The organism is Allorhodopirellula solitaria (assembly GCF_007859855.1).
Lineage (GTDB): Bacteria > Planctomycetota > Planctomycetia > Pirellulales > Pirellulaceae > Rhodopirellula > Rhodopirellula solitaria.
Window position 1 is genome coordinate 44,757 of the sequence record NZ_SJPK01000003.1, and the last position, 24,325, is coordinate 69,081.

The 24,325-nt window shown below is 59.1% G+C and carries 12 protein-coding genes; 6 read left to right on the plus strand and 6 right to left on the minus strand.

Annotated elements, in window-relative coordinates:
• Positions 1-43: 43 nt before the first annotated feature.
• The 3 genes from leuS to CA85_RS06315 all read right to left on the minus strand — a co-directional run bounded on the left by leuS (position 44) and on the right by CA85_RS06315 (position 7,982).
• Positions 44-2,935: a leucine--tRNA ligase gene (gene leuS / locus CA85_RS06300; RefSeq protein ID WP_146390483.1), complete on the minus strand. Its 2,892-nt coding sequence runs from the start codon at positions 2,933-2,935 to the stop codon at positions 44-46.
• 875 nt (positions 2,936-3,810) lie between these two features.
• Entirely contained in the window at positions 3,811-4,635 is an 825-nt protein-coding gene (locus tag CA85_RS06310) for a leucine-rich repeat domain-containing protein (protein ID WP_146390485.1), read from the minus strand.
• 239 nt (positions 4,636-4,874) lie between these two features.
• A complete protein-coding gene (locus CA85_RS06315) occupies positions 4,875-7,982 on the minus strand; it encodes a tetratricopeptide repeat protein (protein WP_186774781.1) in 3,108 nt (1,035 codons plus the stop codon).
• Positions 7,983-8,509: 527 nt separating this feature from the next.
• On the opposite strand from CA85_RS06315, the gene CA85_RS06320 reads away from it, so the two are divergent.
• The gene (locus tag CA85_RS06320) at positions 8,510-10,246 is read left to right on the plus strand and encodes a S41 family peptidase (protein WP_146390487.1); all 1,737 of its coding nucleotides are present in this window, start codon (positions 8,510-8,512) and stop codon (positions 10,244-10,246) included.
• 151 nt (positions 10,247-10,397) lie between these two features.
• On the plus strand, positions 10,398-12,239 hold the full coding sequence (locus CA85_RS06325) for a BBP7 family outer membrane beta-barrel protein (RefSeq protein WP_246112561.1): 1,842 nt from the start codon (positions 10,398-10,400) through the stop codon (positions 12,237-12,239).
• Between the two features lie 892 nt (positions 12,240-13,131).
• On the opposite strand, the gene CA85_RS06330 is transcribed toward CA85_RS06325, so the two are convergent.
• Together CA85_RS06330 and metK are read right to left on the minus strand one after the other, a co-directional pair.
• Positions 13,132-14,013 carry a metallophosphoesterase family protein gene (locus CA85_RS06330; RefSeq protein WP_186774782.1) on the minus strand — a complete coding sequence of 294 codons (882 nt, stop codon included), beginning with the start codon at positions 14,011-14,013 and terminating at the stop codon, positions 13,132-13,134.
• Positions 14,014-14,138: 125 nt separating this feature from the next.
• On the minus strand, positions 14,139-15,323 hold the full coding sequence (gene metK / locus CA85_RS06335) for a methionine adenosyltransferase (RefSeq protein ID WP_146390489.1): 1,185 nt from the start codon (positions 15,321-15,323) through the stop codon (positions 14,139-14,141).
• A gap of 932 nt (positions 15,324-16,255) precedes the next feature.
• Here metK and CA85_RS06340 point away from each other — a divergent pair.
• The 4 genes from CA85_RS06340 (at position 16,256) to CA85_RS06360 (ending at position 21,325) form a co-directional block, all read left to right on the plus strand.
• The gene (locus CA85_RS06340) at positions 16,256-18,280 is read left to right on the plus strand and encodes a glycoside hydrolase family 32 protein (protein WP_186774783.1); all 2,025 of its coding nucleotides are present in this window, start codon (positions 16,256-16,258) and stop codon (positions 18,278-18,280) included.
• 89 nt (positions 18,281-18,369) lie between these two features.
• Complete coding sequence (locus CA85_RS06345) at positions 18,370-18,717, plus strand: P-II family nitrogen regulator (protein ID WP_146390491.1); 348 nt, start codon at positions 18,370-18,372, stop codon at positions 18,715-18,717.
• Positions 18,718-19,540: 823 nt separating this feature from the next.
• On the plus strand, positions 19,541-20,044 hold the full coding sequence (locus tag CA85_RS06355; protein WP_146390493.1) for a MarR family winged helix-turn-helix transcriptional regulator: 504 nt from the start codon (positions 19,541-19,543) through the stop codon (positions 20,042-20,044).
• 45 nt (positions 20,045-20,089) lie between these two features.
• Positions 20,090-21,325: an NAD(P)/FAD-dependent oxidoreductase gene (locus tag CA85_RS06360; RefSeq protein WP_146390494.1), complete on the plus strand. Its 1,236-nt coding sequence runs from the start codon at positions 20,090-20,092 to the stop codon at positions 21,323-21,325.
• A gap of 336 nt (positions 21,326-21,661) precedes the next feature.
• Here CA85_RS06360 and CA85_RS06365 read toward each other — a convergent pair whose 3' ends face one another.
• Complete coding sequence (locus CA85_RS06365; protein ID WP_186774785.1) at positions 21,662-23,818, minus strand: glycosyl hydrolase family 2 protein; 2,157 nt, start codon at positions 23,816-23,818, stop codon at positions 21,662-21,664.
• Positions 23,819-24,325 lie beyond the last annotated feature (507 nt).

The window sequence follows — 24,325 nt, forward strand, 5'->3', positions numbered from 1 at the left end:
GGCACCCAGAGCGACCTGTCATGGGAATGTCATTAGGGGGTCCCTATTTCACGACTAGGTTCACCATTCTGCCAGGGACCGCGATCTTCTTGACGACTTTTTTGTCACCGATGGAACCGGCCACCGACTTGCTCGCCAGGGCGGCTTCGATCATCTGGTCCTGGGTAGCATCCGGCGACACGTTGATCTTTGCTTTGACTTTCCCGTTGACTTGAACAGGGATCTCGATGCTCGATTGCACCAGTGCGGCTTCATCCCATTGCGGCCAAGGCTGCAGGGCAATTGATTCGTCATGACCCAGCAGTCGCCATAGTTCCTCGCTCAGGTGAGGTGCGTAGGGATTCAGCAGTACCAAGAAGGTCTCGAGCGCGTGACGAGGGCGTTGTTCACAACGGGTAAAGTGGTTCGAAAACTCCATCATCTTGGCGATCGCTGTATTGAAACTCATCGCTTCGGTGTCTTCGGTGACCTTGCGGATCGTTTGATGCAGCACCCGCAGTTGTTCTTCATCGCAGTCCGTGTCGACTACCGCATCGCAGAGACGTAGTTCGTCTGATTTCTCATCGACGACCAAACGCCACACACGATCGAGAAAACCACGTACCCCACCAACGCCATTCATGACCCACGGTTTGGTCGCTTCCAATGGGCCCATGAACATCTCGTAGAGACGCAGTGAGTCGGCCCCGTAGTCGCGAACGACCCCGTCGGGATTGACCACATTGCCGCGGGTCTTGCTCATTTTGAACGCGCGACTGTCGACTTTGATGCTCGGATCCGACTTTAGCACAAACCCTTCACCCTTCTTCTGCACGTCCTCTTCGGCGAGCCGCACCGTTTCGAGCTGGCGACCATCTTTGCTGATCCGGTTGCCCTCAGCGTCGCGGCGGACTTGCTGCGTAGAAACCGGCTGCTTGTCGCTGTCGACGTATCCCGTGAACTCGACTTCACCGAGAATCATGCCTTGATTGACGAGTCGTTGGAACGGCTCGGGACAGGTGACGAACCCGCGGTCATAGAGCACCTTGTGCCAGAACCGCGAATAGAGCAGGTGGAGCACAGCGTGTTCCGCACCACCGACATACAGATCGACTGGCATCCACGTTTTTTCCAGCTCAGGGTCGATCAACGACTGCGTGTTGTGAGGATCGATATAGCGCAGGTAGTACCAACACGACCCAGCCCACTGGGGCATCGTGTTGGTTTCACGCCGGTAGCGTTTTCCATCGAGTTCCACGATCAGCCAATCGTCGTCGGCTTTGGCAAGTGGCGGCTCGGGGCGACCGTGCGGTTTGAAATCCTCGAGTTCCGGCAGGGTGACGGGTAGCTGGTCCTCCGGGACACCGCGCTTGATTCCGGTCGGGTTCCCATCGGCATCGAGTTCGTGCAGGATCGGAAACGGCTCCCCCCAAAAACGCTGGCGACTGAACAGCCAATCCCGTAGTTTGTAGTTGACCGCGGGACAGGCGAGCCCCTGCTCGGCCAACGAGGCAGTTAGTTTCGCTTTGACTTCGTCGGTCGTTTGGCCATCGTAGTCACCACTATGGATCGCGATACCTTCGGCGACATAACAGGCTTGGCCTGCCAAGATTTCGTCGTGCTGCGGATGATCGTTCGGTGGGTCGACAACCGGGATGACCGGCAGATCGAATGCGACAGCGAACTCGAAATCACGTGCGTCGTGAGCCGGCACCGCCATGATCGCGCCTGTGCCGTAACCCGCCAGAACGTAGTCGGCGACCCACACGGGAATCGACCGTCCGTCGGCTGGGTTGATCGCGTGTGAACCCGTGAACACACCGGTCTTCTCGAGGTCGCCCTCGGTGCGCTCCCGATCGCTCTTGAAGGAAGCCTGTTCCCGGTACGTGTCGACTTCCGCTTTACGATCTGGGGTGACCAAGCGATCGATCAACGGATGCTCCGGTGACACCACCATGTAGGTCGCCCCGAACAGGGTATCCGGTCGGGTTGTGTAAACCCGCAGTGCGTCGCTGCCTGCCTCGCTCGGAAAACCGCTGGCCGCTCGCTCGCGCTTCCAGGCCACGAACGGACCGCGGGCCGCACCCTCGTCCGATTCGCTCGAGGCTGCGTCGGAGGGGACCCCCGGCTGCAGATAGAAATCGACCTCCGCTCCCGAGCTCCGGCCGATCCAGTCGTACTGCAGCTTCTTGATGCCGGCCGGCCACTGCAATTCCTCGAGCCCGTCGAGCAACCGCTCCGAGTAGTCGGTGATCCGCAACATCCACTGCCGCAGCGGAATGCGCTTGACCGGATGCCCACCCACTTCGCTCTTGCCATCGACGACCTCTTCGTTGGCCAACACCGTGCCCAGCTTCGCGCACCAATTCACCAACGCGTCGTCCTGGTAGGCCAGTCTGCGAGAATCACGATACAACTCGATCGCCCGCTCGCCTTGAGCTTGGACCTCCGCTGGGATCGGCAGCTCCGCGATCGGACGCCCTACCTGAGCCTCGGAATCGAACCAGGTATCGAAGAGCACCAGGAAAATCCACTGCGTCCAGCGAAAGTAGCCCTCATCCGTCGTCGCCAGAACTCGGTTCCAATCGTAACTGAACCCCAGCATCTTCAGCTGGCGGGTGAAATTATCGATATTTCGCTGGGTCTGCACGCGCGGATGCTCCCCCGTCCGAATCGCGTGCTCCTCCGCAGGCAACCCGAAAGCATCGAAACCCATCGGGTGCAGCACGCACTCGCCGCGAGAGCGGGCGAAACGAGATACGATGTCCGTCGCGGTGTAGCCCTCCGGATGACCCACGTGCAACCCATCGCCGCTGGGATAGGGAAACATATCGAGTACGTACCGCTTGGCCACGTCATCGCCAGCCTTGCTCAAGTCGGGGGTGGCAAAGGTTTGATTGGCTTCCCAATACGATTGCCAGCGGGGTTCGATCTCATTGGGGTTGTAGCGGACCATAGCGTATTCAAGTTGCGGTGTCAGAAAAAGAATCGGTGAATGATTTTCCAGGGCGGATTAGAATCGCCTCACCGAGAAACGACAACGCGAAAGAGCCGAGGGCGCAATAAAAAAGCGGCCGACATCCGAAAATGTCACCCGCTTTCTTTCGATTGCTCTGAATTCGCGTCTGAATCCTGCAGCTTAGTTGCAGCAAGGATCGCAGTAGGAGCGAGCGGAACGACGTGCTTCGCACTTGGCACGCAAGCGTGCGAACAGGCCGCAGTGCTTACGAGGCTTGGCACATGGGTCGGGGCAGCACACTGGCTCAGGAGCTGGGCAGCAAACTGGTGCTGGTGCAGGCTCAGGGCAGCAAACTGGTGCTGGGGCGGGCTCGGGGCAGCAAACAGGAGCTGGCTCGGGGCAGCACACTGGCTCGGGAGTTGGGCAGCACTGAGGTGCTGGAGCAGGAGTGCAAACGGGTTGGCAGCAAGCCGAACGCTTTTTGTGAAAGAAGCCAGCTTCGGCTTGAGGTGCAACAACGCTGCCGGCAACGGCGAGCAGGGCAACTGCCAGGATCGTACGAATCATCTAATTCTCACCAAAATGGGGGGATGGGGTAAAGCTCGTCGCTCGACGAGGCAATTTAGCGAGAGTTTAAGGCTTGAAACCATTGCGTCAACTAGGAGGAATATCGGGATGATCTCTGGGGATCCGTAATCCCCCTCTCAAGGGAAAGTAATCCCTCCTACCCGAAATTTCACTAAAATTGCTATTGAACTGGGTTCCTGCTTTTGCCGGTCGGATTGGATTTTCGTAGCCAGACGGCTCCGCCCGTCTGAGCTAGAACCCCACGCATCCTCACTCGCGACGGTCGGAGCCGTCGGTCGACTATGTCAATGCGTATGACGATGGGGATCGCGGTCGTGGTGCTGCTGGTCGACGTGCACATGGAGCTGAGGGTGGTGCTCGAAGAGCCACTCCCAACCAGCTTGCGTGACCTTGGAATCGTCGAGATAGAGCGACTGCAAATGAGGCAGTGTCGCGATCTGCTGCAAGCCTGCATCGGTCACTGGCACTCCGATGAGATGCAATCCCCGCAGCGTTTCCAGTTCCGCGATCGACGCACAGCAGTCGTCGTCGAGTTGGGGTGACCCCAGTCGCAGTTGCTTCAATTCAGGCAACTTCTGTAACGCCTCGATCCCCGCCGCACTCAGCTGGGATTGCGGGAGATTGACCAGCCAGAGCTTGTCGCAACCGGCCAGAGCAACGATGCCTGCATCCGTGATCGGTGAAAGTCGCAGTCGAAGTTGCTCGAGATTGGGCAATTGCGCCAGGACAGCGAGCCCCTCGTCGGTCACCACGCCCTGATCCACGTTCACGACGTCGAGGGCCGTGAGTGATTCGATCGGCAGATCGACAAGCCTCTGATCCGAGACGACCACCTGCTCGAAATGCAGACTGGTGGATTCGCCCGCCTCAACGCTGGCGACCTGAGCGACGATCACTTGTTCGGCGCTCTGCCGCGGTTGCTGTTGCGGGGCGGTTCCCACGGCAGCGCCGGTCTTCTCGGTGGAATCGGGCAAGGATGGCCAGCTGAAATAGAGTCCCAGTCCGGCAACGGCGACAACGATTGCGATCAGACACTTGGGATCACAGCAGGTGACCCCGCAGCACGATCGTCGCACTCTCGTCTCGCTGTCGATGTTTTCGTGAGACATTTCAGATCATTGAACGATGCACCGGGGCGTTCAATATCGAACGCCCCGGTGCCGCTAAGGATTTCGTTGGGAAACTGGCCTGCCGAGACGATTGACCCAGTAATCTTCGCGACAGGATACTCATTTCCGTCAGCAGAGCTGATCGAGAAGCAATTCCCGCAAATCGACGACTCAACAACGAAAACCCAATGTGTGTGGTTTGGAAGTGCAAGTGAGGTATCAATTGCGAGGACGGGCTGTCAACGCGACTTTGAAAGTTTCTGTTGGAATCTTTTGACCTGCTCGTGCAGATGCCACTGGCCGGGGTCGTCGATCACGCAGCCGCGTTCGATCCGCAGAGCTTGTTCGTACTGCTCCTGGCGGGCGAGAATTTCGGCGAGTGTATCGCGGTAGATTGCGCTGTCGGGCTCAAATCGCACGGCATGGCGAGATAACCGCAGGGCGTCGTCGAGTTCGACGTGATTGACCGCGGCTCCCCAGGCAACATTATTCGCGGTCACGGCATCGGCGGGAAAGATGTCGAGATGGAGGTCGGCCGCTTCGATCATTCGTTGCAACTCCTCGACGACGAGATCCTGCATCCCGATTTCTTCGAGTCTCGGCAGAATCGATTCCGCCATCGTGATGTCCATCGAATCGAGCTGTTGCAAGCGTTCGATGAACCGCACGATTGCCTCTCTCGTGGCCGTCGGCCCAGCCTGCTCGACGACCAGTTCGAATTGTTCCCTCGCGATTAAACGCGAAAAGACAAGGTAGAGCTGCGGTTGAAAGCCGGCTTGGTCGAGCGAGCTGGCAAAGGCGATGTCGAGCCAACCAATGGCCTGCTCTCGCAGCTGCAATTCCTCGGCACGGATGCTGCGGGCTTGGGCGGTTTCGAACGCCGATTCGGTCGTTTCCACGCTCGACGCAGTCGCCTCGGCTACGAACCCCTGGTACTTGCGCGCGATCTCGAACATTGACAGGGTCTCTTCCGAACCCAGGGCGGTGATCAAGAAGAGCGAGCGGTAGATTTCATCAGCAATCTGCCACTGGCCAAGCTCGGCAAAGATCTCCGCGATCTGTTGGCGCATGTCCGTTGACGGTGTGCAGGCCATCGCCCGTAGCTCGACCAGTAGCCTGTCGGCGGTCCGTTGGTCTCCGGCGTCGCGAGCCGCTCGGAGTTGCTCACCGACGGCGCTCACCGCAGTCATCACGTCGTCGCGAAAACGCGGATTTCCGTCACTCGATGATTGGGCCACCGCATCCCAAATCTCGTCGTCGAATTGGCGGCCGATCGCCGCCGGCGCACTCATGCGATATTCCTTGGCGAGCGTCAGTGCCGCGTTGATGTCCCCGTCCCCCGATCGGCTGCGGAGCAGCGGTTCGGCTAGATCCGGACGTCCGTGGGCAGCGAACAGATCACTCCAAGCTTTCGCCGTTGGGCGAAAGAGTCGTGCCAGTTCAGGTTCCGCCGCCACGCGTCTGCGGAGCGAACCGTCGCGCAAACTCTGGGCCAACTCGGCAACGAGACCCGCGTGTTGGCGGCGGTCCTCCTCGCCAGCCCGAGCGATCTCGCACGCGATTTGGAACGCCGTCGCTGTGCCGACTTGAGGACGCCGCAACTCGACGAACTGTTGCAGAATCCACAGGATCTGGTAACTCTCGGGCACCGTGATCTGACTGATCGTGTTCCGGCTGATCAAAGTCGGTTCGGACTCCCAGTCTCGCATCCCCAGTCGAATCATCCAATCGGAATGCGTTGTCCACAACAGGGACAACATCACATAGTCGCGCATCAGGTAGTGGGAGGAGGATTGAGGTCGCTGGACATGCAGATCCTCGAGTGATAAACGATCGGCAATCCGCCACGCCGCGCCATCGAGATTGACTCGGTCGAGCAAGCGAATCAAGGTGAATAGCTTTTCGATTTCCGGTGCGACTCCGGTCTCGGATCCCTCCGGTTGGTTCGCCCCAGAAGTAAAAAGATCCATCGACTCGAATAGTTCACGCTGGGCCGCGATCGCTTCGTCGATCCAGCTCTCCAGGTGAGTATCGATCTGGTCGGCGGGGAACCCAAGTCGCTCGAATGCTTCGGCGCTGCGAGAGGCACTCGCAGCGATCATGGCGGCAGCCGACGGTTCGTCTTGCCCCACGACGTCCAAGGCCGCATCAATCTCTCCGTGGATCAACAAAACCCGCCACCCCAACGCTCGCACCTCCTTCGTCGTTGCTGAGCCATCATCGATTCGGCTGAGCGCATCCAGGTGCGTGATCAACCCAGCAATCGCCTCAGCACGAATATCTGAGGCCCCACTGCGCTCAGCCGCGATTAGGGCATCCGCCCAGAACCGAATCGCATTTTCACGACCTGAGACGACTTCCGTCGCTGCTTGACCGTTCGATGCATCCTCCGAAACCGGCAGCGATCGATCCCATTGGCGAGCCAGGCGGGCGGCGTGGGCTGCCATCTCCGGCCACTGTGACGTGAGCAAACGCACGGTGCGGACCAGCGGTTGATCGGGGTGGTTGCTCGGCTTCTCGAGTTCCGCTGTGTCGTTGATATCGCTGGGGTTGGAATCCTCCGATCGGCTGCGATCGGCCGCGGCCGCCGACTCCATCGCCGCGGCGAGATCACCCGCGATGAGGTCAAGAAGCACCTCCGTCCGGGCCACTAAGTCGCCGTCCCACGTCTCGGCCGCTGACGGCAGCCCGTCCGCATCAGTCAGCGGTGGTTGGCGGGGAACCAACGGCTGGCCCGGAAACAGCATTGCCCAGTCACGGCGGCAGACTGCCATCGCGGACGTGCTGCTGGCGACATCGAGAAACGCAAATAGCTCGTCGGTTCGGCGTGATTGGACCGCGGCCCGCGCGTACACGGGGAAACGCTGGTCGAGCGTGATGGCCACGCGTTGCGAGACGGCTTCGAAATCGAGCGTTCCATAGGCCTCACGCATAGCGATCGTCGCAGCGTCAAACTGCGCGGCCTCGAGCAACGCCTCGATCGCCTCGACGGGCGAGAGCGCCGCGAGTCGCCGGGCAAGCTCTGAAGGTGTGTCGGCCAAAATCCCTCGCCGCCACCGCTCCAGGATCCACTGGGCCCGCTCCGCCTCTTCGGCATCGTCACTGCGAGCCGCTGTCAAGATCGCGCTGCGGTACTGGTCCCGATCTCGCCACAGCTCCCAGGTCGAGCGTCGACGCAGCGAGAACGCGTCCCCGCTGAGTTGCCGGGGACCCTGCCAATCGCCATCACGCTGGATAGGCCCCGTTTTTGACGCCTGAGTGGGCGCCGGACCATCCGCCGCCGAGGTTGTAATCGCGAGCGCCACCATCAACAGGAACACGACGGATACTTGGGCGAAACGATTCATATTCAAAGAGCGGCCTGGGAAAGAAAAGGCATGCACCGAGCGGCGGTGTGAAAGAGCAGTCTTCGCGAGCCATCCACCTTAACGATTCTAACACATGTCCGCTCCCGGCAGATCGGGCCGCCGTGCTGCAGCGTCTTTTTTGCTTGCCCGCCGGCGCGACAATGCCTATTAATTGCTCGACGCCAAAGAGAACTCACGGGCCCGTCGACCGGGTCCCCTGCGTGTTTCACATCACTTACCTGTGAAACATCGCCATGACGAATTCTCTTTCACGCGCAGCGGAAGCGCAAACCGCCGGGAAAAGGGAGATCGATGCGAAGCCCGCATGCATCTCCACTTCCCTCTAATCGACTCGACCGCACCTGTTCAGGTCGGCTGATTCGGATTGGAGGGGATGCAGCGAATTTTTTCGGCAAGGTTTTTTGACCAGGCACCAATTGTGACCTAAGTTTGCTCAGCCGCGTCTTCTCGAGTGTCGATCACGCGGCGTCCCCCTCCTCCGCATGACACTCCAATGGAACTTTCGTATGGAATTGTCGTCAAGCGTATCGAGTCGTCACCCACGCCGGTGTAGTCGCCGGCGGATCGTGCTGGGCTCCTGGTTACTGCTCACCGCAGCGACGGTTTGCTCACCATCCTCAACGTTCGCTCAAGGGCAACCGGTGGCACCTGCCCTCCCGGCTCCGACGAGCGTTCGGGCGCCCACCGTTCCAGCGGCGACCGGTGAATCGATCGACAAGGAATCGGCCCGCGAGCGATCCCTCCAAGCGGGGCTGGAGCTCGAGCAAGCCCAACAGTGGGGCGACGCGATCGATCACTATGATTCGGCAACGCGGGCCTTTCCCGAGGACCGGATCCTCTACCAACGGTTGCTGATCAGCCGATTGCACTTCGATGTGATCCGCCGCTACGACGATCGCACCTACCTGGCGAGTGTGCGTGAGATGTCGAGCTCGCAAACCCTCGATCTCTACAGTGAGATCCTGGCCAACCTGCAGACACACTACGTCGATACGATCGAATGGTCACGGATTCTCCTCCACGGGACCGCGGCCCTCGAAGTCGCACTGACGGAACCGGCGTTCGTTAACCGAGTGGTCGATGCCGATCGGCGGGATCGCATTGAGTCGTTCCGGCAAGCGATTCATCACCGGATCGCTGAACGGTCGACCCAGAGCCGGTTTGATCTGCGGTCGACCGTGAAGCTCGTCGCAACGATGGCACACGAAGAACTCGGCATCTCCGGGACAGCCACGGTGCTCGAATATGTCAGTGGTGCCGTCTCGACGCTCGATACTTACACACGTTTACTCTCTCCCGGTCAGCTCGATGAGATGTTCTCGACGATCGAAGGCAACTTCGTCGGTCTCGGTGTCGAACTCAAAGCGGCGGAAGATTCGCTGCTGATCCTCTCGGTGATCCCGGGCGGCCCGGCGGCCGAAGCGGGGATTGTTCCTGGCGACCGGATTCTCGCGGTCGGGGGAAGTCGCGCCGACGAACAGGAACCCAACTACGTCGCCGATCTGCTGCGTGGCCCGGAAGGCACCGCGGCGACCTTGACGATCGCTTCGGCCGATCAAGTCGAGCGACAACTCTCGGTGACCCGCCGCCGCGTCGATGTCCCCTGCGTGGAAAACGTTCACATCGTGGACTCGGCCCGGCATATCGGCTACTTCCGCTTGACGAACTTTCAGAAATCCACGCCTCGCGAGGTTGAACAAGCCCTCTGGAAACTGCATCGAGCGGGCATGCGGTCGCTGATCATGGACCTCCGCGACAACCCCGGTGGATTGCTGTCCGCGGCCGTCGAAGTCGCCGATCGATTTCTCAGCGATGGGCGGATCGTGACGACGCGAGGCCGCAACGCCCGCGAAAACTTTGACTACACCGCCCGCCAATCCAATACCTGGGACGTGCCCATGGTGGTCCTGATCGACCGCAATAGTGCTAGTGCCAGCGAAATCTTTTCGGGTGCGATTCACGACAGTGAACGGGGAGCGATCATCGGTGAAACCAGCTACGGCAAGGGCAGTGTGCAAGGTATTTTTCGAATGCAATCGGGCAAATTTGGCCTCTGCCTGACCACTGCGAAATTTTATTCGCCCAGTGGCAAGGCGATCAGCCGCAACGGGGTCGAGCCGAACGTCGTCGTCCCCCCAACCTACATCGCCGCTCGGCCCGATAAGAACGGGCGGGTCACGACGGAACTCGATGATGCCGTGTTGCAGAAGGCTATCGAACACCTCGGCGGCGGCAGTCGCTGAGCCGTTGAGATCGGCCTAATCGGCAAATCCTGCCAAATTGATTCAATCCTCCCAACCCGCACGCCCGATATCACTGTCGGGCGTTCGTTTTGCGCGGTCGCCTCACTCGGAACGTCCCGGTTGAACCGACCTCGGTTGAATGAATTTTGCAATGAACCCACAAGCCCGCCAAATGAACGCTGTTCCCATGGCCGGGAAACTGCTTGCGATCACGCTCGTCAGCACTCTCAGCCTGTCGACATCCGTGACGGCCCAGGTACGAACCAAGTTGCCCGATCGAGCCACCTACAATCCCGCCGGCCCGGCAATTCCGCCCGCCCCAGCGATCGATACGCAGCCTGATCCCCATGGCCCGGGGGTCACCGAGGAACCGTTCGATCCCCCGTCCCAGCAAGCGCCTCTGCGAGACGCCAGTGGCGAGATTGAACCGGTCAACCTGAAACCGCTGCCCTCGATGGTGCCACGTAGCAAAGCACGCGTGCTGCCGCTGGCGAACCAAGCGGCCGCGATCGAACAGGCTGCTTTTGAACAGCCCCAACGTGTCCATGCCAATTCGTCCCAAGTGCAGTCGCCGGCGCAGCGGCAACAAATCGTTCCGGGGCACGCCACCAATCCACCTCGCCGCCAATCACACGCCCGAGAAACTCTCATCCAGCACACCGCGGGAGAGGAGATCTGGGTCGATGGCGGTTCGGTGAGCCAACATTCGGTGGGTCAAGGTACGGCGAGTCAAGGTTTGGGCGGATACAACTCGGTGGGCTCTGGAAACGTCCACTGGAACAACAACACTTCCATGGCCGGCAGCTGGTCAGGCGACTCTGGCTGCGACCAATGCAGTGACGGCGGATGCAATAGCTGCGACGGATACTATGGTGATTGCAATAGCTGCGATGGCCTGGGATGCGGCTCCTGCGACCACTGTGGACTGAGCAATGCCTCGCTGAGTTTGGACCCCGGCCAATGGTTCGGTTCGCTTGAATTGCTGCTGCTCTTTCGAGAGGGAGATTCCATTCCCGCACTGGTCACGACGAGTCCTCCGGGTACCGAGGGCGACGTCGCCGGACAGCTTCCTGGGGCCACGATCCTCGCTGGTGGCGAACAGGCATTCAAAGACCTCACCGCTGGCGGGCGGTTGACCCTCGGCACGTGGCTGGACGATTGCCGCGATCGCAGCCTCGTCTTTCGCGGTTGGACGGCGACCGAAGCGGACTATTCCTACTCGGCTCGCCAAGGCATCAATTCAGGATCCATTCTCGCGGTACCCACGACGAATGCCGGTTCACCGGACTCGCTGCTGGTCGCGTTCCCCGATTCCGCTGAGAATTTCGGTCGCTTCGGGAGCGTGAATCTGCAAGCGAGCAGCAACGTGTACGGCGGCGATATCTCGGTGCGTCAATTTTTGACCGGTGGATTGGGCACGACGTTCGATGTGCTATACGGCTATCAATACATGCACCTCGACGAAGACCTGCAGTTCTCCACGACGAGCACCAAGACGCAGGATCCCTTCCCCGCTCAAATCGGCAACACACTGTCCACTTCCGACCGATTCGAAGCCACCAACAACTTCCACGGCGGCCAGTTCGGTTTCGCAGGCAACTACCGCGAAGGCTGCTGGAGCTTCGATTGGCTCGGCAAAATCGGCTTTGGACAGATCAAACGGCAAGCCGAACGGCGGGGGAGTTCCGTGATCACCACCGACACACCGCCCCCGGCGGTCAACGATACAGGCCTGTTGGTCGGCGATGCCAACAGCGGCTCGTACTCATCGAGCACCTTCGGATGGGTACCTGAATTCGACGTCTCGGTGGGTTGGCACAAATACCCTCGCTTCGACGTCACCTTCGGTTACAACATCATCGCCATGACCGACGCTGTGCGGTTGTCAGGCATCATGGACCCGAACAACACCTTGGACACGCCACGCACTGGCGCAAAGTCAGGCACCTTCATGATGCAAGGAATGCACTTCGGTATCCGCCACGTGTGGTAAGCAACGCGGGATCAGTAAGCGGCGAATTTTCCCAGATCTTCTCGGTAGTGGACGAGGCGACGAGCTGTCGATTCCCCACAAGTATCCCGAAAGGGATTGAAGAGAATAGCCGTAGGTAAGCGCAGCTCCACCCGCGGTGGTTCGTTGGCCGTGGAGCGTCGACCCCGAAGCGGGTCGCAGACCTCGTCGTGGATGATCTTCAACCCCATTCGGGGTTGGCACGCGTGTTTCTTAGCGTTTCCGGTGGTGTTCGCTACGCTCGACCACCGGCTATTGTCTTCAACGCCGTCGGCGTAGGAAAACTTGTGGGTAGTGGACGAGGAGACGAGTCCCTCATCCAACACAGGTTCCCCTGTCAGCTTGTCTGACAGGAAACCAAGCCGACAAACTTTGCTCTCATACGCGGCAAGCCCGCATGGGAGCGGGGTGAACGCTAGATATTTAGGTTCATCCGACGGAAGCGTGCGCAGAGCACAGCAGAAGGTTTTTCTAGGCATGGCTCTAATATCCAATGATCGTTCAAAAATGCGTCCCTGACGAACAATCGCTCGCCAGGGACCGACAACACCATTGGCGTACCGCTTTTGCAGGGAAACGCTGGCGACCGAGATATCCCTCGCCAAGCCCGCACCTCTGCAGAGCTCGGCTCCGTTTCTCCCGGCAGTGCCAGTCTAGCATTGATAATCACATCCCACAAATAAATCCTTGGATACGGGAGCCATGCCTTGAAAACCTCCAGCGCACGCTTCCGTCGGATGAGCCGATATTTATCGAATCACAAAACGGCGATTCCCGTCAGACAATTTGCCAGGGGATCTGATCTTGCGGGGAATCAAGATCTCGTCCCTCGCACCGGTTGACGCCACCGCCGGAGCTCCTGTCGACCTCCGATTCAAAACGCCCGTGGGACCTGGAATCCGTCGGCGTCAATTTCAATCAACGATTCGATATCGAGCGTTCCGTACCGTGAATATCCTGTGTGGACGAACAGGTTGGGCAGAATCACCGCATCGCCATCGTGATGGGTATGTCCGCAGAGAACGGTGAACTGCCGGTCGGGGTTCGCCTTAGCGGCGTCCTGCAGAACTCGCCCCATTTGGCCGCAGACGAAGAACGGTGCCCAGTTATCATCGGTCACATGGCCTTCGTACCAGCAGGCTTGGCGGAACGGCGGTACGTGCGTCGCAATCAGTACATGCCGCGCCTGCTCAGGCAAACCCGCCATCTTGACTGCCAAGCGTTCGCTACTGGCGAGCCCCTCGCGCTGGAGGATCGCCTGCCACGTCTCGGGCGCATCCGGGCGGAAATCGGCAATCCTATCGAAATCGCTCAACCGGACCGTGGAACCGGCGTAGTCACCCTCGCTCGCGTCGCCCCAGCCATCATCGCCGATCAATACCGCCTCTGGGCTGAGAAAGACCGGGCCCTCGTCGGTCAGGTAGTGCAGCTGCTCGCTATCGCGAGCGACCGCAATGATCCCTTGCCGTGTGCTTCCAATCGACTTGCCGTAGAAGTCGTGATTGCCCAGCACAAAGTAGATCGGCCGCTCAAACGTTTCAGCCAGATATTCCAATTGATACGCCACATCTTCGTCTTCGGAAATATCGCCCGTGACGATCAACGCATCGGGGGCCAACGCGATCAGCTCTTCCGCCCAACACCGCCACGTCTCGAGCGTGGCGTGGTCGAAATGGGGATCCGTGATCCAAGCCAGCCGCGGCGACGATTTCGAACCGACACCGTCGGCGGCAGCGGGATGGATGCGACGTAGCAAAGAAGCGGGTCTGGATAGGAGGGCTTAAGGATCAGGTCCAACGTGGGTTCCGGTCAAGGATCACTTTTTGGCCCCGGTTATCGCACGGAACCTTGTCCACTACGCCACTTATTACTCCCGCGTACTTACGCGACAGCGACCATGCCGGCGGCTTCGGCGAGCTCATCGGCTTTGTCGGTCTTCTCCCAGGTGAACGCATCGCCATCGCGGCCGAAGTGGCCGCCGGAGGTAGTGGCAGCGAAAACGGGGCGGCGGAGCTGCAGGTGCTCGATGATCTGGCCGGGCTTCAAGTCGAAATGCTTGCGGATCAGTTCGCAAAGTTTCGCATCTTCGATCTTGCCAGTGCCCTCGGTGTCCACGTTCACGCTAACCGGATCAGTCACGCCAATCGCGTACGCCAGTTGAACTTCGCAGCGTTCAGCCAATCCAGCGGCGACGATGTTCTTGGCAACATAACGGGCCATGTAGGCGGCGCTGCGATCGACCTTCGTCGAATCCTTGCCGCTGAAGGCACCGCCACCGTGACGTCCCCAACCACCGTAGGTATCGACAATGATCTTGCGACCGGTCAGGCCACAATCGCCGTGCGGGCCGCCGATCTCGAACTTGCCCGTCGGGTTGATGTGATACTTGATGTCGCCCTTGTCCAGCTCAGCTGGGAGCGAAGGCTTGACCACTTTCTCGATGATGAACTCGCGGATTTCCTCGTTGCTGACACCCGGGGCGTGCTGGGCGCTGACGACCACCGTGTCGATTCGCACAGGCGTGTTGCCGTCGTACTCCACCGTGACTTGGCTCTTGTTATCCGGTCGCAACCAGTCGACTTCCTTGTTGAAGCGAGCTTCGGTGATGCGGTTGATAATGCGGTGCGACAGTGCGATCGGCAGCGGCATCAGCTCCGGGGTGTCGCCACAGGCATACCCGAACATCAACCCTTGGTCACCGGCGCCGATTTCCTTGCCGGTCTCGTTCGAGTTCACGCCCTGGGCGATATCGGGGCTCTGTGCGTCCAATCGGACCTGAACTTCGCAATTGGCGCCATCGATGCCCGTGTCGGCATTGTCGTAACCGACGGCAAGGATCGTGTCGCGAACGATCTTTTCGTAGTCCACATCCGCTGTGCTGCTGATCTCACCAGCGACCACAGCCAGGTTCGTATTGACGAGCGTTTCGCAAGCAACGCGGCTGTTGGGATCTTGGGCGAGCAACGCGTCCAAAATGCTGTCCGAAATGCGGTCGGCCAGTTTGTCCGGGTGCCCCATGCTGACCGATTCGCTGGTGAAAAGATAACGACCTGACTGATTACTCACTACTGATTAACTCCGCGGTGTCGGTCCTCGAGCGATTTCGTGCGTACCACGATCGTCAACCACGGAGGACCAGAGGGGTCTGGTCTCAACCACTGAGGACCAGAAGGGTCTAAAAAGGGGCCCGCTGCGATCGCGCGATTCTCGAACCAATCGAGAAAAATCGTCGCCTCGCCAGACCCCTGGCTGCCCCTACCATAATCTTCCCGAGCAATCCTGAAAACCGACGAATCGGGGCCTTTGCATGATAAATGCCACCCGAGTGGCCACCCTACGAAGAGGTCGTGCCGTTTTTAAGTGATTCTGACTCAACGATTGACTTCACCTTCCCGGCAGAGCTGGGAGGGGCGGAGGACGAGCCTTTCGCGAGTCTCCCGGGGAGGGCGTCCATGCATCAGATCGGTGCGGCGGATGGGCTGCTAGCAGAATTGGGGCTGTGGCAGTCGCTATCGTGCCGCGTTTTCAGGCCGGAGGCCGACACATCTCCTGCCTCTTGTCAGTTACCCACAAGTATCCCGTTAGGGATTAGAGAGAATAGCCGTAGGTCAGCGCAGCGCCACCTAAGGTGGTTCGTTGGTCACCGACCGTCGACCCCGAAGTGGGTCGCAGACCTCGTCGTGGATGTTCTTCAACCCGCTTCGGGGTTGGCACGCGTGCTTCGCGGCGTTTCCGGTGGTATTCGCTAGCGCTCGACCACCGGCTATTTTCTTAAACGCCTTCGGCGTGGGCAAACTTTTGGGTAACTGACAGCTCGTCGCCTCGTCCACCAAAGAATCGCTTTCGCTAAATTCGCCACTTATTGATTACGCGTTGCTAAGCGGTATTCGGCTATCACCCACCGGCTCATGCACCGAACACTTCGTTCACACCTGCTATACTCGCACGCTCCCCCCGAATCCCCACCCACCGTCCCACCTTCGCCCGAGAACGCCTCGATGCTCTCATTCTTCGCCCACCGCCTGGTCTACCCAGCCTGTCTATCTCTGATCCTGGTCGCCGGTAACGCTGCCGCCGATGAATTGCTGTTCCCGAACTCCGATTTCGAGTCAGGCACCCTGCAGGGCTGGACCGCCGAGGGGGATGCGTTCACCAACCAACCCACGCGGGGTGACAACCCAGCGGCCCGGAACCGCGAACCGAGCTTCCACCAAGGCGATTATTGGATCGGTACCTATGAACGGTTCGACGGAGAAACGGGAGCCGCAGGCGACATCCGGGGCGATGCCGCCACCGGTACGCTGACGTCCCAAGAATTCACGATCACGCGTCCCTACCTCACCTTCCGAATTGGCGCGGGGTACCTGCCGGGCGAGACCGGTGTGAAGCTGCTCGTTGCGGACCAGGAAATGGAACTCGCTACCGGCGTCGATTCCGAGTCCATGATCACGATCAGCAAAGATGTCTCGGAGTTCGTCGGCAAGACCGCCCAACTCGTTATCTTCGACCACGCCACCGGCGGCTGGGGGCATATCAACGCCGACGACTTCACCGCCACGGATCAACCCGTCGTCGACGAGCGGATGGAGTTCGCTTTCACCCGTGATATCTCGCCGAAAGCCTATCCCGACACCGGCTACGACCAAGCCCGGCGTCCGCAGTTTCACTTTAGCTCGCGTCGCAATTGGCTCAACGATCCCAACGGCATGGTCTACGACGGCGAGAAATACCACCTGTTCTTTCAGCACAACCCGCACGCGACGACGTGGGGCAACATGACCTGGGGGCACGCGACGGCGCCCGACATGATGCACTGGACCCAGCACGACCACTCGCTCTTGCCGTACTCGGTCGACGCTCGCGAGGGGACCATCTTCTCCGGCACGATGGTGACCGACCACAACAACTCGCTGGGCAAACAAGTCGGTGAGACGGAAACCTTGGCCGCGTTCTTCACGTTCGCCACCAAACCCAAGTTCTACCAAGCGATGGCCTACAGCACCGACCGGGGTGAGACCTGGACCTACTGGAACGAGGGCCGCGCCGTGGTCCCCAATCAAGGTTTCGACCGAGGCGAACGGGACCCGAAAGTGTTCTGGCACGAGGCGAGCAAACAATGGGTGATGGCCCTGTGGGTCGAACGCGATCCCGGCCGCATCCGATTCTTCACCTCCGATAACCTGACCGATTGGACGTTCGCCTCCGATCTGATGCGGGATTGGGCGTTCGAATGCGTCGACGTCGTCTTCCTGCCCGTCGATGGGGACGAGAGCAATACGAAGTGTGTGCTCTACGACGCCAGCTTCGATTATGAAATCGGCAGCTTCGATGGCGAGAAATTTACGAGCGAATCGGGGCCACTGAAAGCCGGTGGCGGCAATTTCTATGCGGCCCAAACGTTTTACGACCAACCGCAAGGCCGGGCGGTTCAAATCGGCTGGATGCGAGGCGGACCCAACGCTGCCGAGATCTACGATGTCCCCTTCAACCAACAGATGTCCTTTCCCTGCGAAATGACACTCCATGGAACCGCCGAGGGAACCCGGCTGGCCTACCAACCGATCGATGAGATCAAGTCACTCGTCCGCCAAACGCACCGGAAATCCGACACGGAGCTGGCCCCGGGCGACAACCTAATCGCCGACCTCGAACCGCTCGACCTCGTCGACATGACGATCGAATTCGACCCCGCCACCGCCAAGTCCATCGTCTTTGACTTGCCCGGCGTCCAAGTCGTCTACGATGCCGAGCGGGCAACCACGACCTACACGGGCGCGACCGGAAAGGGCGAAAGCGAGGTCCGCACGCTGCTTCCGAACCTGCAACCACGCAGCGGCCGGGTGCGTTTGCGGTTCTTGATCGACCGCATCTCGCTCGAGGCCTACGCCTTCAATGGCGACGATTTCCGCGCCGTCTACACCTCGCCCCAAACCGCGGCGAAAACCCATTCGATTCAGGCCATCGGCGGGACGGCGAGAATTCACGAGCTGACCATCAACCGGCTCGAATCGATTTGGAAATGACGCCGTCTACGCGGGTTGCACTGCATCCGCTATGCTGGCCGGTCATCTATCCCGAGACAGGCCGAACGTAACAGGATTTCTGACGAACGATGAAACTCATCATTGCCATTATCCAACCCTCTCGACTCGACGCGGTCAAGGAAGCCCTGACCCGAGTCGAAGTCCATCGTTTGACCGTCGTGGATTGCCAGGGATTTGGTCGCCAACGGGGCCAAACCGGGGGCATGCGTGGCCGCGATTATGGAGTGAATTTGCTGCGGAAGGTTCAGCTGCAGATTGGGGTCAACGAAGAATTCGTGCAGCCCACCATCGACGCCATCCTCGCCGGCGGCCGCAGCAGTGAGCAAGGCGAACTCGGCGACGGCAAAATCTTCGTCCTCCCCATGGACGACTGCATCCGCATCCGCACCGGCGAACGCGGCAACGACGCCATCTAACCGCCTCGCCACCGCCAGCAACGAGTTGCCTTCACCCTCCCACGCGGAGAGGTCGTGCGGCTTTTAAGTGCCACGATTGCAACGCCTTTACCTCTCCCGGCGCAGCTGGGGGAGGTCGAACGACGCCGTTCAGACGTGCGTGAGGGAGGGGGCCCTTTTGTTCTCGCAATGAGTGATCGCACGATAGCCCGGAGGGCGGAACATCCTTTGCCGGTGGCGTCACGGCAGGGGATGTATCGGCCTCCGGCCTGAAAACGCGGAACAATCCCGACTGCCACAGAATGCGTGTCGACCCCAACGTGTTAACAGCCCAGGGCAAGCCCACATGGGCGCGGGGTGAACGCTCCATTTTTTTAATCGTAAAACGGCGATTCCTGTCAGTTACCCAGAAGTATCCCGTCAGGGATCATAGAGAATAGCCGTCGGTCAGCACAGCGCCACCTACGGTGGTGCGTTGGCCGTGGAACGTCGACCCCGAAGTGGGTCGCAGATCCGGACATGAACGTTCTTCAACCCCATTCGGGGTTGGTTTTTGCGTTTTGCGACGTAGCCGGTGGTGTTCGCTTGCGCTCGACCTCCGGCTATTTTCTTCAACGCCTTCGGCGTAGGGAAACTTGCGGGGCTCAACAGCTCGTCCAGCACAGAATAGCTTTCGCTAAATTAGCCACTTATTGATCACGCGTTGCAAAATGATGGCAAACGATCAAACCAACGCGATCCCAAGACGGGCCATCGTCAGATTCCCTGCAATCATGCCGTGTCCCTCAGGTCGCTCTTTGACAAACGTCTTGACGATAGTTGTTGAAACGTGTATTGTCCTCCGATGGCCAAAGCACCGACGAATGCTGCGACAGCGACCAGCCCGTCTTATGATTCGCTGGAACAGGAAGTCTTCCTGAACCTATGGCGGACGTATGACCGTCTCAAGTTGATGGAAGACGAAGTGTTCGGACGGGTCGGTCTGTCTGCTCAGCAGTACAACGCCTTGCGACTGTTGCGTTCGGTTCATCCGGCTGCGATGCCGACTTTGGTGCTGGGCGGTCGGTTGATCTCGCGTGCTCCCGACATGACTCGTCTGCTCGATCGGCTGGAGAAAAAAGGTCTGCTGCTACGGGAGCGGAAACCTGAGAATCGCCGAGTCGTCGAAGTCCGCATCACGGAGAAGGGAACGCAGTTGCTCGACGAGGTTCACGATGCTGTCCAGGAATGCCACCAGCAGCAGTTGGGGCACCTGAACCGGAAGGATCTACGCCAAATGGTCGACTTGCTCAGGCAAGCCCGACAGCCCCACGAGGATGCCAATAACCTGTCATTCATTGATGAGTGACGGAGGCAGCTTTCAACGTCCCACAGAAACGAAAAGTGTTCCAGTATGTCAGTTGACCAGTCTCCTCATGTCATCGTCATCGGCGGTGGTCCAGCCGGTGCAACCGTTTCGACGCTGCTCGCCCAGCAGGGATATCAGGTTGAATTGTTCGAGCGTGAACGATTTCCTCGCTACCATATCGGCGAGTCGCTGATTCCCGAAACCTACTGGGTATTGGAGCGATTGGGGATGCTCGACAAGATGAAGTCGAGCCCCTTCATTCAGAAACACAGCGTTCAGTTCGTGAGTCCTTCGGGCAAGCATTCTGCCCCGTTCTACTTCCACGATAACAAGCCGCATGAATGCTCGCAGACCTGGCAGATTCGACGCAGCGAATTCGATGTGATGATGCTCAAGAACGCTGAGGAACAGGGCGTTGTTGTTCATGAGGGCGTGCGAGTTCTCGATGTGCTTTTTGAAGGCGACCAGGCTGTTGGTGTGCAGATCAAGGACGAGACCGGGAGCGTGAAGGAGGTCCGAGCGAGCGTGGTCGTGGACGCGAGCGGGCAGAGTTCGATGCTCATCAACAAGTTCAAACTGCGGGTTCCCGACGCAGACTTGAATAAGGGAGCCCTCTGGACGTATTTCAAGGGAGCGTATCGAGATCAAGGCAAAGACGAAGGGGCGACTATCGTTCTGAGCTTGCGAGACAAGCAGGGTTGGTTCTGGTACATCCCGATGCAGGACGACATTGTGAGCGTCGGCGTAGTGGCCGAATTCGACTATCTTTTCAAGGGGCGAGCGAATCATAAGACGACCTTTGCGGAAGAAATGGAGAACTGCCTCACTGTCAAGGAGCGGGTCTCCAACGCAGAACAAGTCGCCCCGGTGAAGGCGACGAAGGACTACACTTATCGCGCCAGCCAAGCCGCTGGGGATGGCTGGGTGCTGGTCGGCGATGCGTTCGGTTTTCTCGATCCGCTGTACTCGTCGGGAGTCATGTTGGCGTTGAAGTCGGGAGAACTCGCAGCCGATGCGATCGGGGAAGGATTGCAAAAGGGGGATTTCTCTCGGGCGCAAATCGGAAAGTGGGAGGATGGATTCGTCGAGGGAATGAACCGGATGCGGCGACTCGTGTGCGAGTACTACGACGGATTCAATTTCGGCGAGTTCATACGCCGCTTCCCCCATCACCGTGGAAGCGTTACCGACCTATTGATCGGCGATCTGTTCAACAAGGAACTCGACCAGGTGTTCGAGGACATCGATTCCATGAGAGTGACGAAGGCGCCTTCGGAGTAGATTGAGCGGTGCTCCCCTCCCAGCAGAAAGTTGAATTCGACGCCCACTCCCAGATCGTGCCGTCTGCAGCACGTTCAACTGGCCCGAGCAACCGGAGACCGACCAGTTCCTGACAATGCCCGAGCAGGGCAACCACCCGGCAAAAGCTTTTTTGTAGTGGACGAGGCGACGAGTCCCTGAAATCCGACCGCACGATCAAGTAGAAAGGACTCGTCGCCTCGTCCACTACGCCACTTATTACTCCCGCGTTCCTCAGTCCTGCGTGATGCCAAAGAGTCCACTCCCGCAAGAAAGTACGCTTCGGTCGGAGGAGTCGCTGTTCTTCTTCGGCCGAGGTTATTCGCGCGGTCGCATCGTCCTGTAGATCTTCGCGTGCCAGGGTTGCAACACCACCTGCGTCTCGCGGGAGACCGGGTGGACATAGGCAGTCGCCGGATCCCACTCTTCGAGTTGTGCAGCGGTGTGGAAAGTGACAGTGGTGGTCACGTCGGCGGCAGAATCGTTGACCAAAAAGAACACTTCGCGGCCGTCGATCTGTCTGTGGGCGAGCCGCACGGGAAGGTGTTCGTCGGCAATTTTGAGGGGCCTGTCGAGCCAGCTCTCAAGTAGCTCGTTGAGCGTCTCGAACGTCCATTCTTCGAGGAACACAACATTCGGATTCTCGTCAATTAACTGGGCAAACTCATCCTGCACCGCCTGATCAGGAAAATCCGCCTCTGAGTTCCGCGGCCGAGCTTCCAGGAAAACTAGTTTCCCGCCCTGTTTGGCGAACGCCGAGAGATTCGCCCAGGCATCCGCTGGCAAAGTGCTGACGGCGGGGAGCACGATCACCCGGAATCGAAACGGATCGTGGACGAACCTGCCGTCTTGCGGTTGGCTATCGATCAGAGCTTGTGAGTCCAGGTGGAGATACTCCCAGCGATGCTCAAACAGGCAGCGTGATGCTCGTCGAAACGACCGGTCGATCTCGTTGACAGACTCGGGCGATCCTACGACGTGTTGCCAGCCGGCCACCTTGTGGTATCGCGGACGGTACTCGGTCCACAACGATTCGATCGGATAGACCACACCGATGTCCGCCGCCGTGTGACCGCCACGCAACAGCATCGCTGCTCGCCCGACGTACGTGTTGATCTCGGCACGCTCGGATTGGTTGGCATGTTCCAGCTTCAAGTAGCAATTGAAATCCGTTACCCCGCCCTGCAACAGGAGATTGAAAAAACCGCGGATCGCTTCAGTAGGCGGTTCGTGCGGTTTGTCCGCCACGGGACAGGGCTCACTCATCACCCGATCGTGCCCCATCAATTCGGCGGCACTCGACGCTAGTTTCGGCGAATGGACGGGCAGGTTCGACGGGTAGCAACTGAGAATGTCGATCCCAGGAGCGTCCATCTGGCGAAAACACTGCATGATGTTTCCGTAGAGCGCCGCGTGCGCAACCATCGATTCCTCCAACAACAAATGCCCGCCCGATCCAAGCTTGTGAGAATGACACCAGTCACCGATCCTGCCGAAATAGTTGGCCGCGATTAAATCGCCCACGGTCTTGAAATACTGGTAGCGAACCTTTTGTCCCGCTGCGCCTCGGTCATAAAACAATTCGATCAGTTTGGTTTCGGGCGCGTAGCCGTACCTCGCCTGTATCGCTGCCGACAGCACAGAGTGCCAGGGAATCACAGCGTGCCGTTTTGAATATGCGTGGAACGGCATGGCCATCGAAGAGGGTTCGTCGGTGAATGTCGCCGTGAAATACCGTCCCAGGTCGTTGCCTAAGAATTCGGCGTACTTGGCATGCGTGATTCGCAGAAACGCGTCGGTGGCTTCGGGTACCATGGGCGACGGGTGCCGGTACGGATTGCGGTCGGCCTGAAAACCTTCGTAAACGCTGTGTTGGGTGGCAGCAAAGATTCGCCACGTCCCCTCCGGCGCATTCCATTTCAGTTGCCCTCTGTTGAAGCGGTTACTCAGGTCGATGGAATGGTTGAAGTCGGTCTCACCGTTATTCACCTGAAACGCAACGATCGTCACGACTTGGCCTGGTGGCATCGGGAATGTCACGGGGCCGGCCGGGACCACGTCGTCGGTAAAAAACAATCCCATCGCTTCCCAGTCCGGATTCTCTCGGATCACGCGCCCGCCCGCGCTCCCGGATGGATAGCCCTCTTCATCGTAAAGCCACAGTTCCATTTCCTGCGCTTTGGCCAGTTGACAGAACTGCCGCGTCGCTGTCATGCCCTCATCGGTCAGGTAATGGCGAAAGGGCGCGTTCAATGCGAATCCGCCCCAACCTTCGTCGAGCGTTTCCCGAATGATCGCTGCCTGCTGCGTCGATTTCATCTGAGGATTGTGGAGATTCCGATTCAACCGAAACTCCGGCGGTGGATCGAGCCATCGTTCACGAAGGCCGTCCTGGGCCGAGGCAGATCCGCACAAAGCGATGATCGCCAGACCGGCAACCATCTGTAAGATCACCGTACTCTTCGAGTGATTCATTTCAGCACCGTGCCCTGTCCCCAGACGTGAACGACTCCGACCCGTGTTGGTATCCATGATGACATTCCCTTTTTCAGTTCTTCTCGAGATTGCGATCAACCCTCGGTGAGCTGGCGCTTGCCGAGGGTGCTCTTTTGCCCATCCGACGTAGTAGCCTGTGCCTCGAAAATCCCGCAGCCTGGCCGTCCTACGCATCTGACGACAGCTTATGACAACGCCCAACGGGGCAGTCCTTTGATAGCTCCAGGCAACGCCTGGGATTTCTGACCCTCAGGTTGTTGTACGCCGACGGCGTCGGAGAGAATAGCCGGTGGTCGAGCGGAGCAAACGCCACCGGGAACGTCCATTGCCAACGAACAACCGTAAGTGGCGCTGCGCTGACCTCATAGGCATCAAGTTAAGGATTGATCTATAAAAAAAGCGGAAAACCGTTCATAAAGTGACTTGAATTACAACCTCGTCACCTCGGAGAACGGAGTTTCCGCATGGACAGAGTAACAGCGCTGG

Bases quoted from the DNA above. Each gene is read 5' to 3' on its own strand.
- CA85_RS06365 (WP_186774785.1), bottom strand. From the start codon at position 23,818: ATGAATCACTCGAAGAGTACGGTGATCTTACAGATGGTTGCCGGTCTG.
- CA85_RS06315 (WP_186774781.1), bottom strand. From the start codon at position 7,982: ATGAATCGTTTCGCCCAAGTATCCGTCGTGTTCCTGTTGATGGTGGCG.
- CA85_RS06340 (WP_186774783.1), top strand. From the start codon at position 16,256: ATGCTCTCATTCTTCGCCCACCGCCTGGTCTACCCAGCCTGTCTATCT.
- leuS (WP_146390483.1), bottom strand. From the start codon at position 2,935: ATGGTCCGCTACAACCCCAATGAGATCGAACCCCGCTGGCAATCGTAT.
- CA85_RS06320 (WP_146390487.1), top strand. From the start codon at position 8,510: ATGGAATTGTCGTCAAGCGTATCGAGTCGTCACCCACGCCGGTGTAGT.
- CA85_RS06310 (WP_146390485.1), bottom strand. From the start codon at position 4,635: ATGTCTCACGAAAACATCGACAGCGAGACGAGAGTGCGACGATCGTGC.
- CA85_RS06345 (WP_146390491.1), top strand. From the start codon at position 18,370: ATGAAACTCATCATTGCCATTATCCAACCCTCTCGACTCGACGCGGTC.
- CA85_RS06355 (WP_146390493.1), top strand. From the start codon at position 19,541: ATGGCCAAAGCACCGACGAATGCTGCGACAGCGACCAGCCCGTCTTAT.
- CA85_RS06325 (WP_246112561.1), top strand. From the start codon at position 10,398: ATGAACCCACAAGCCCGCCAAATGAACGCTGTTCCCATGGCCGGGAAA.
- CA85_RS06360 (WP_146390494.1), top strand. From the start codon at position 20,090: ATGTCAGTTGACCAGTCTCCTCATGTCATCGTCATCGGCGGTGGTCCA.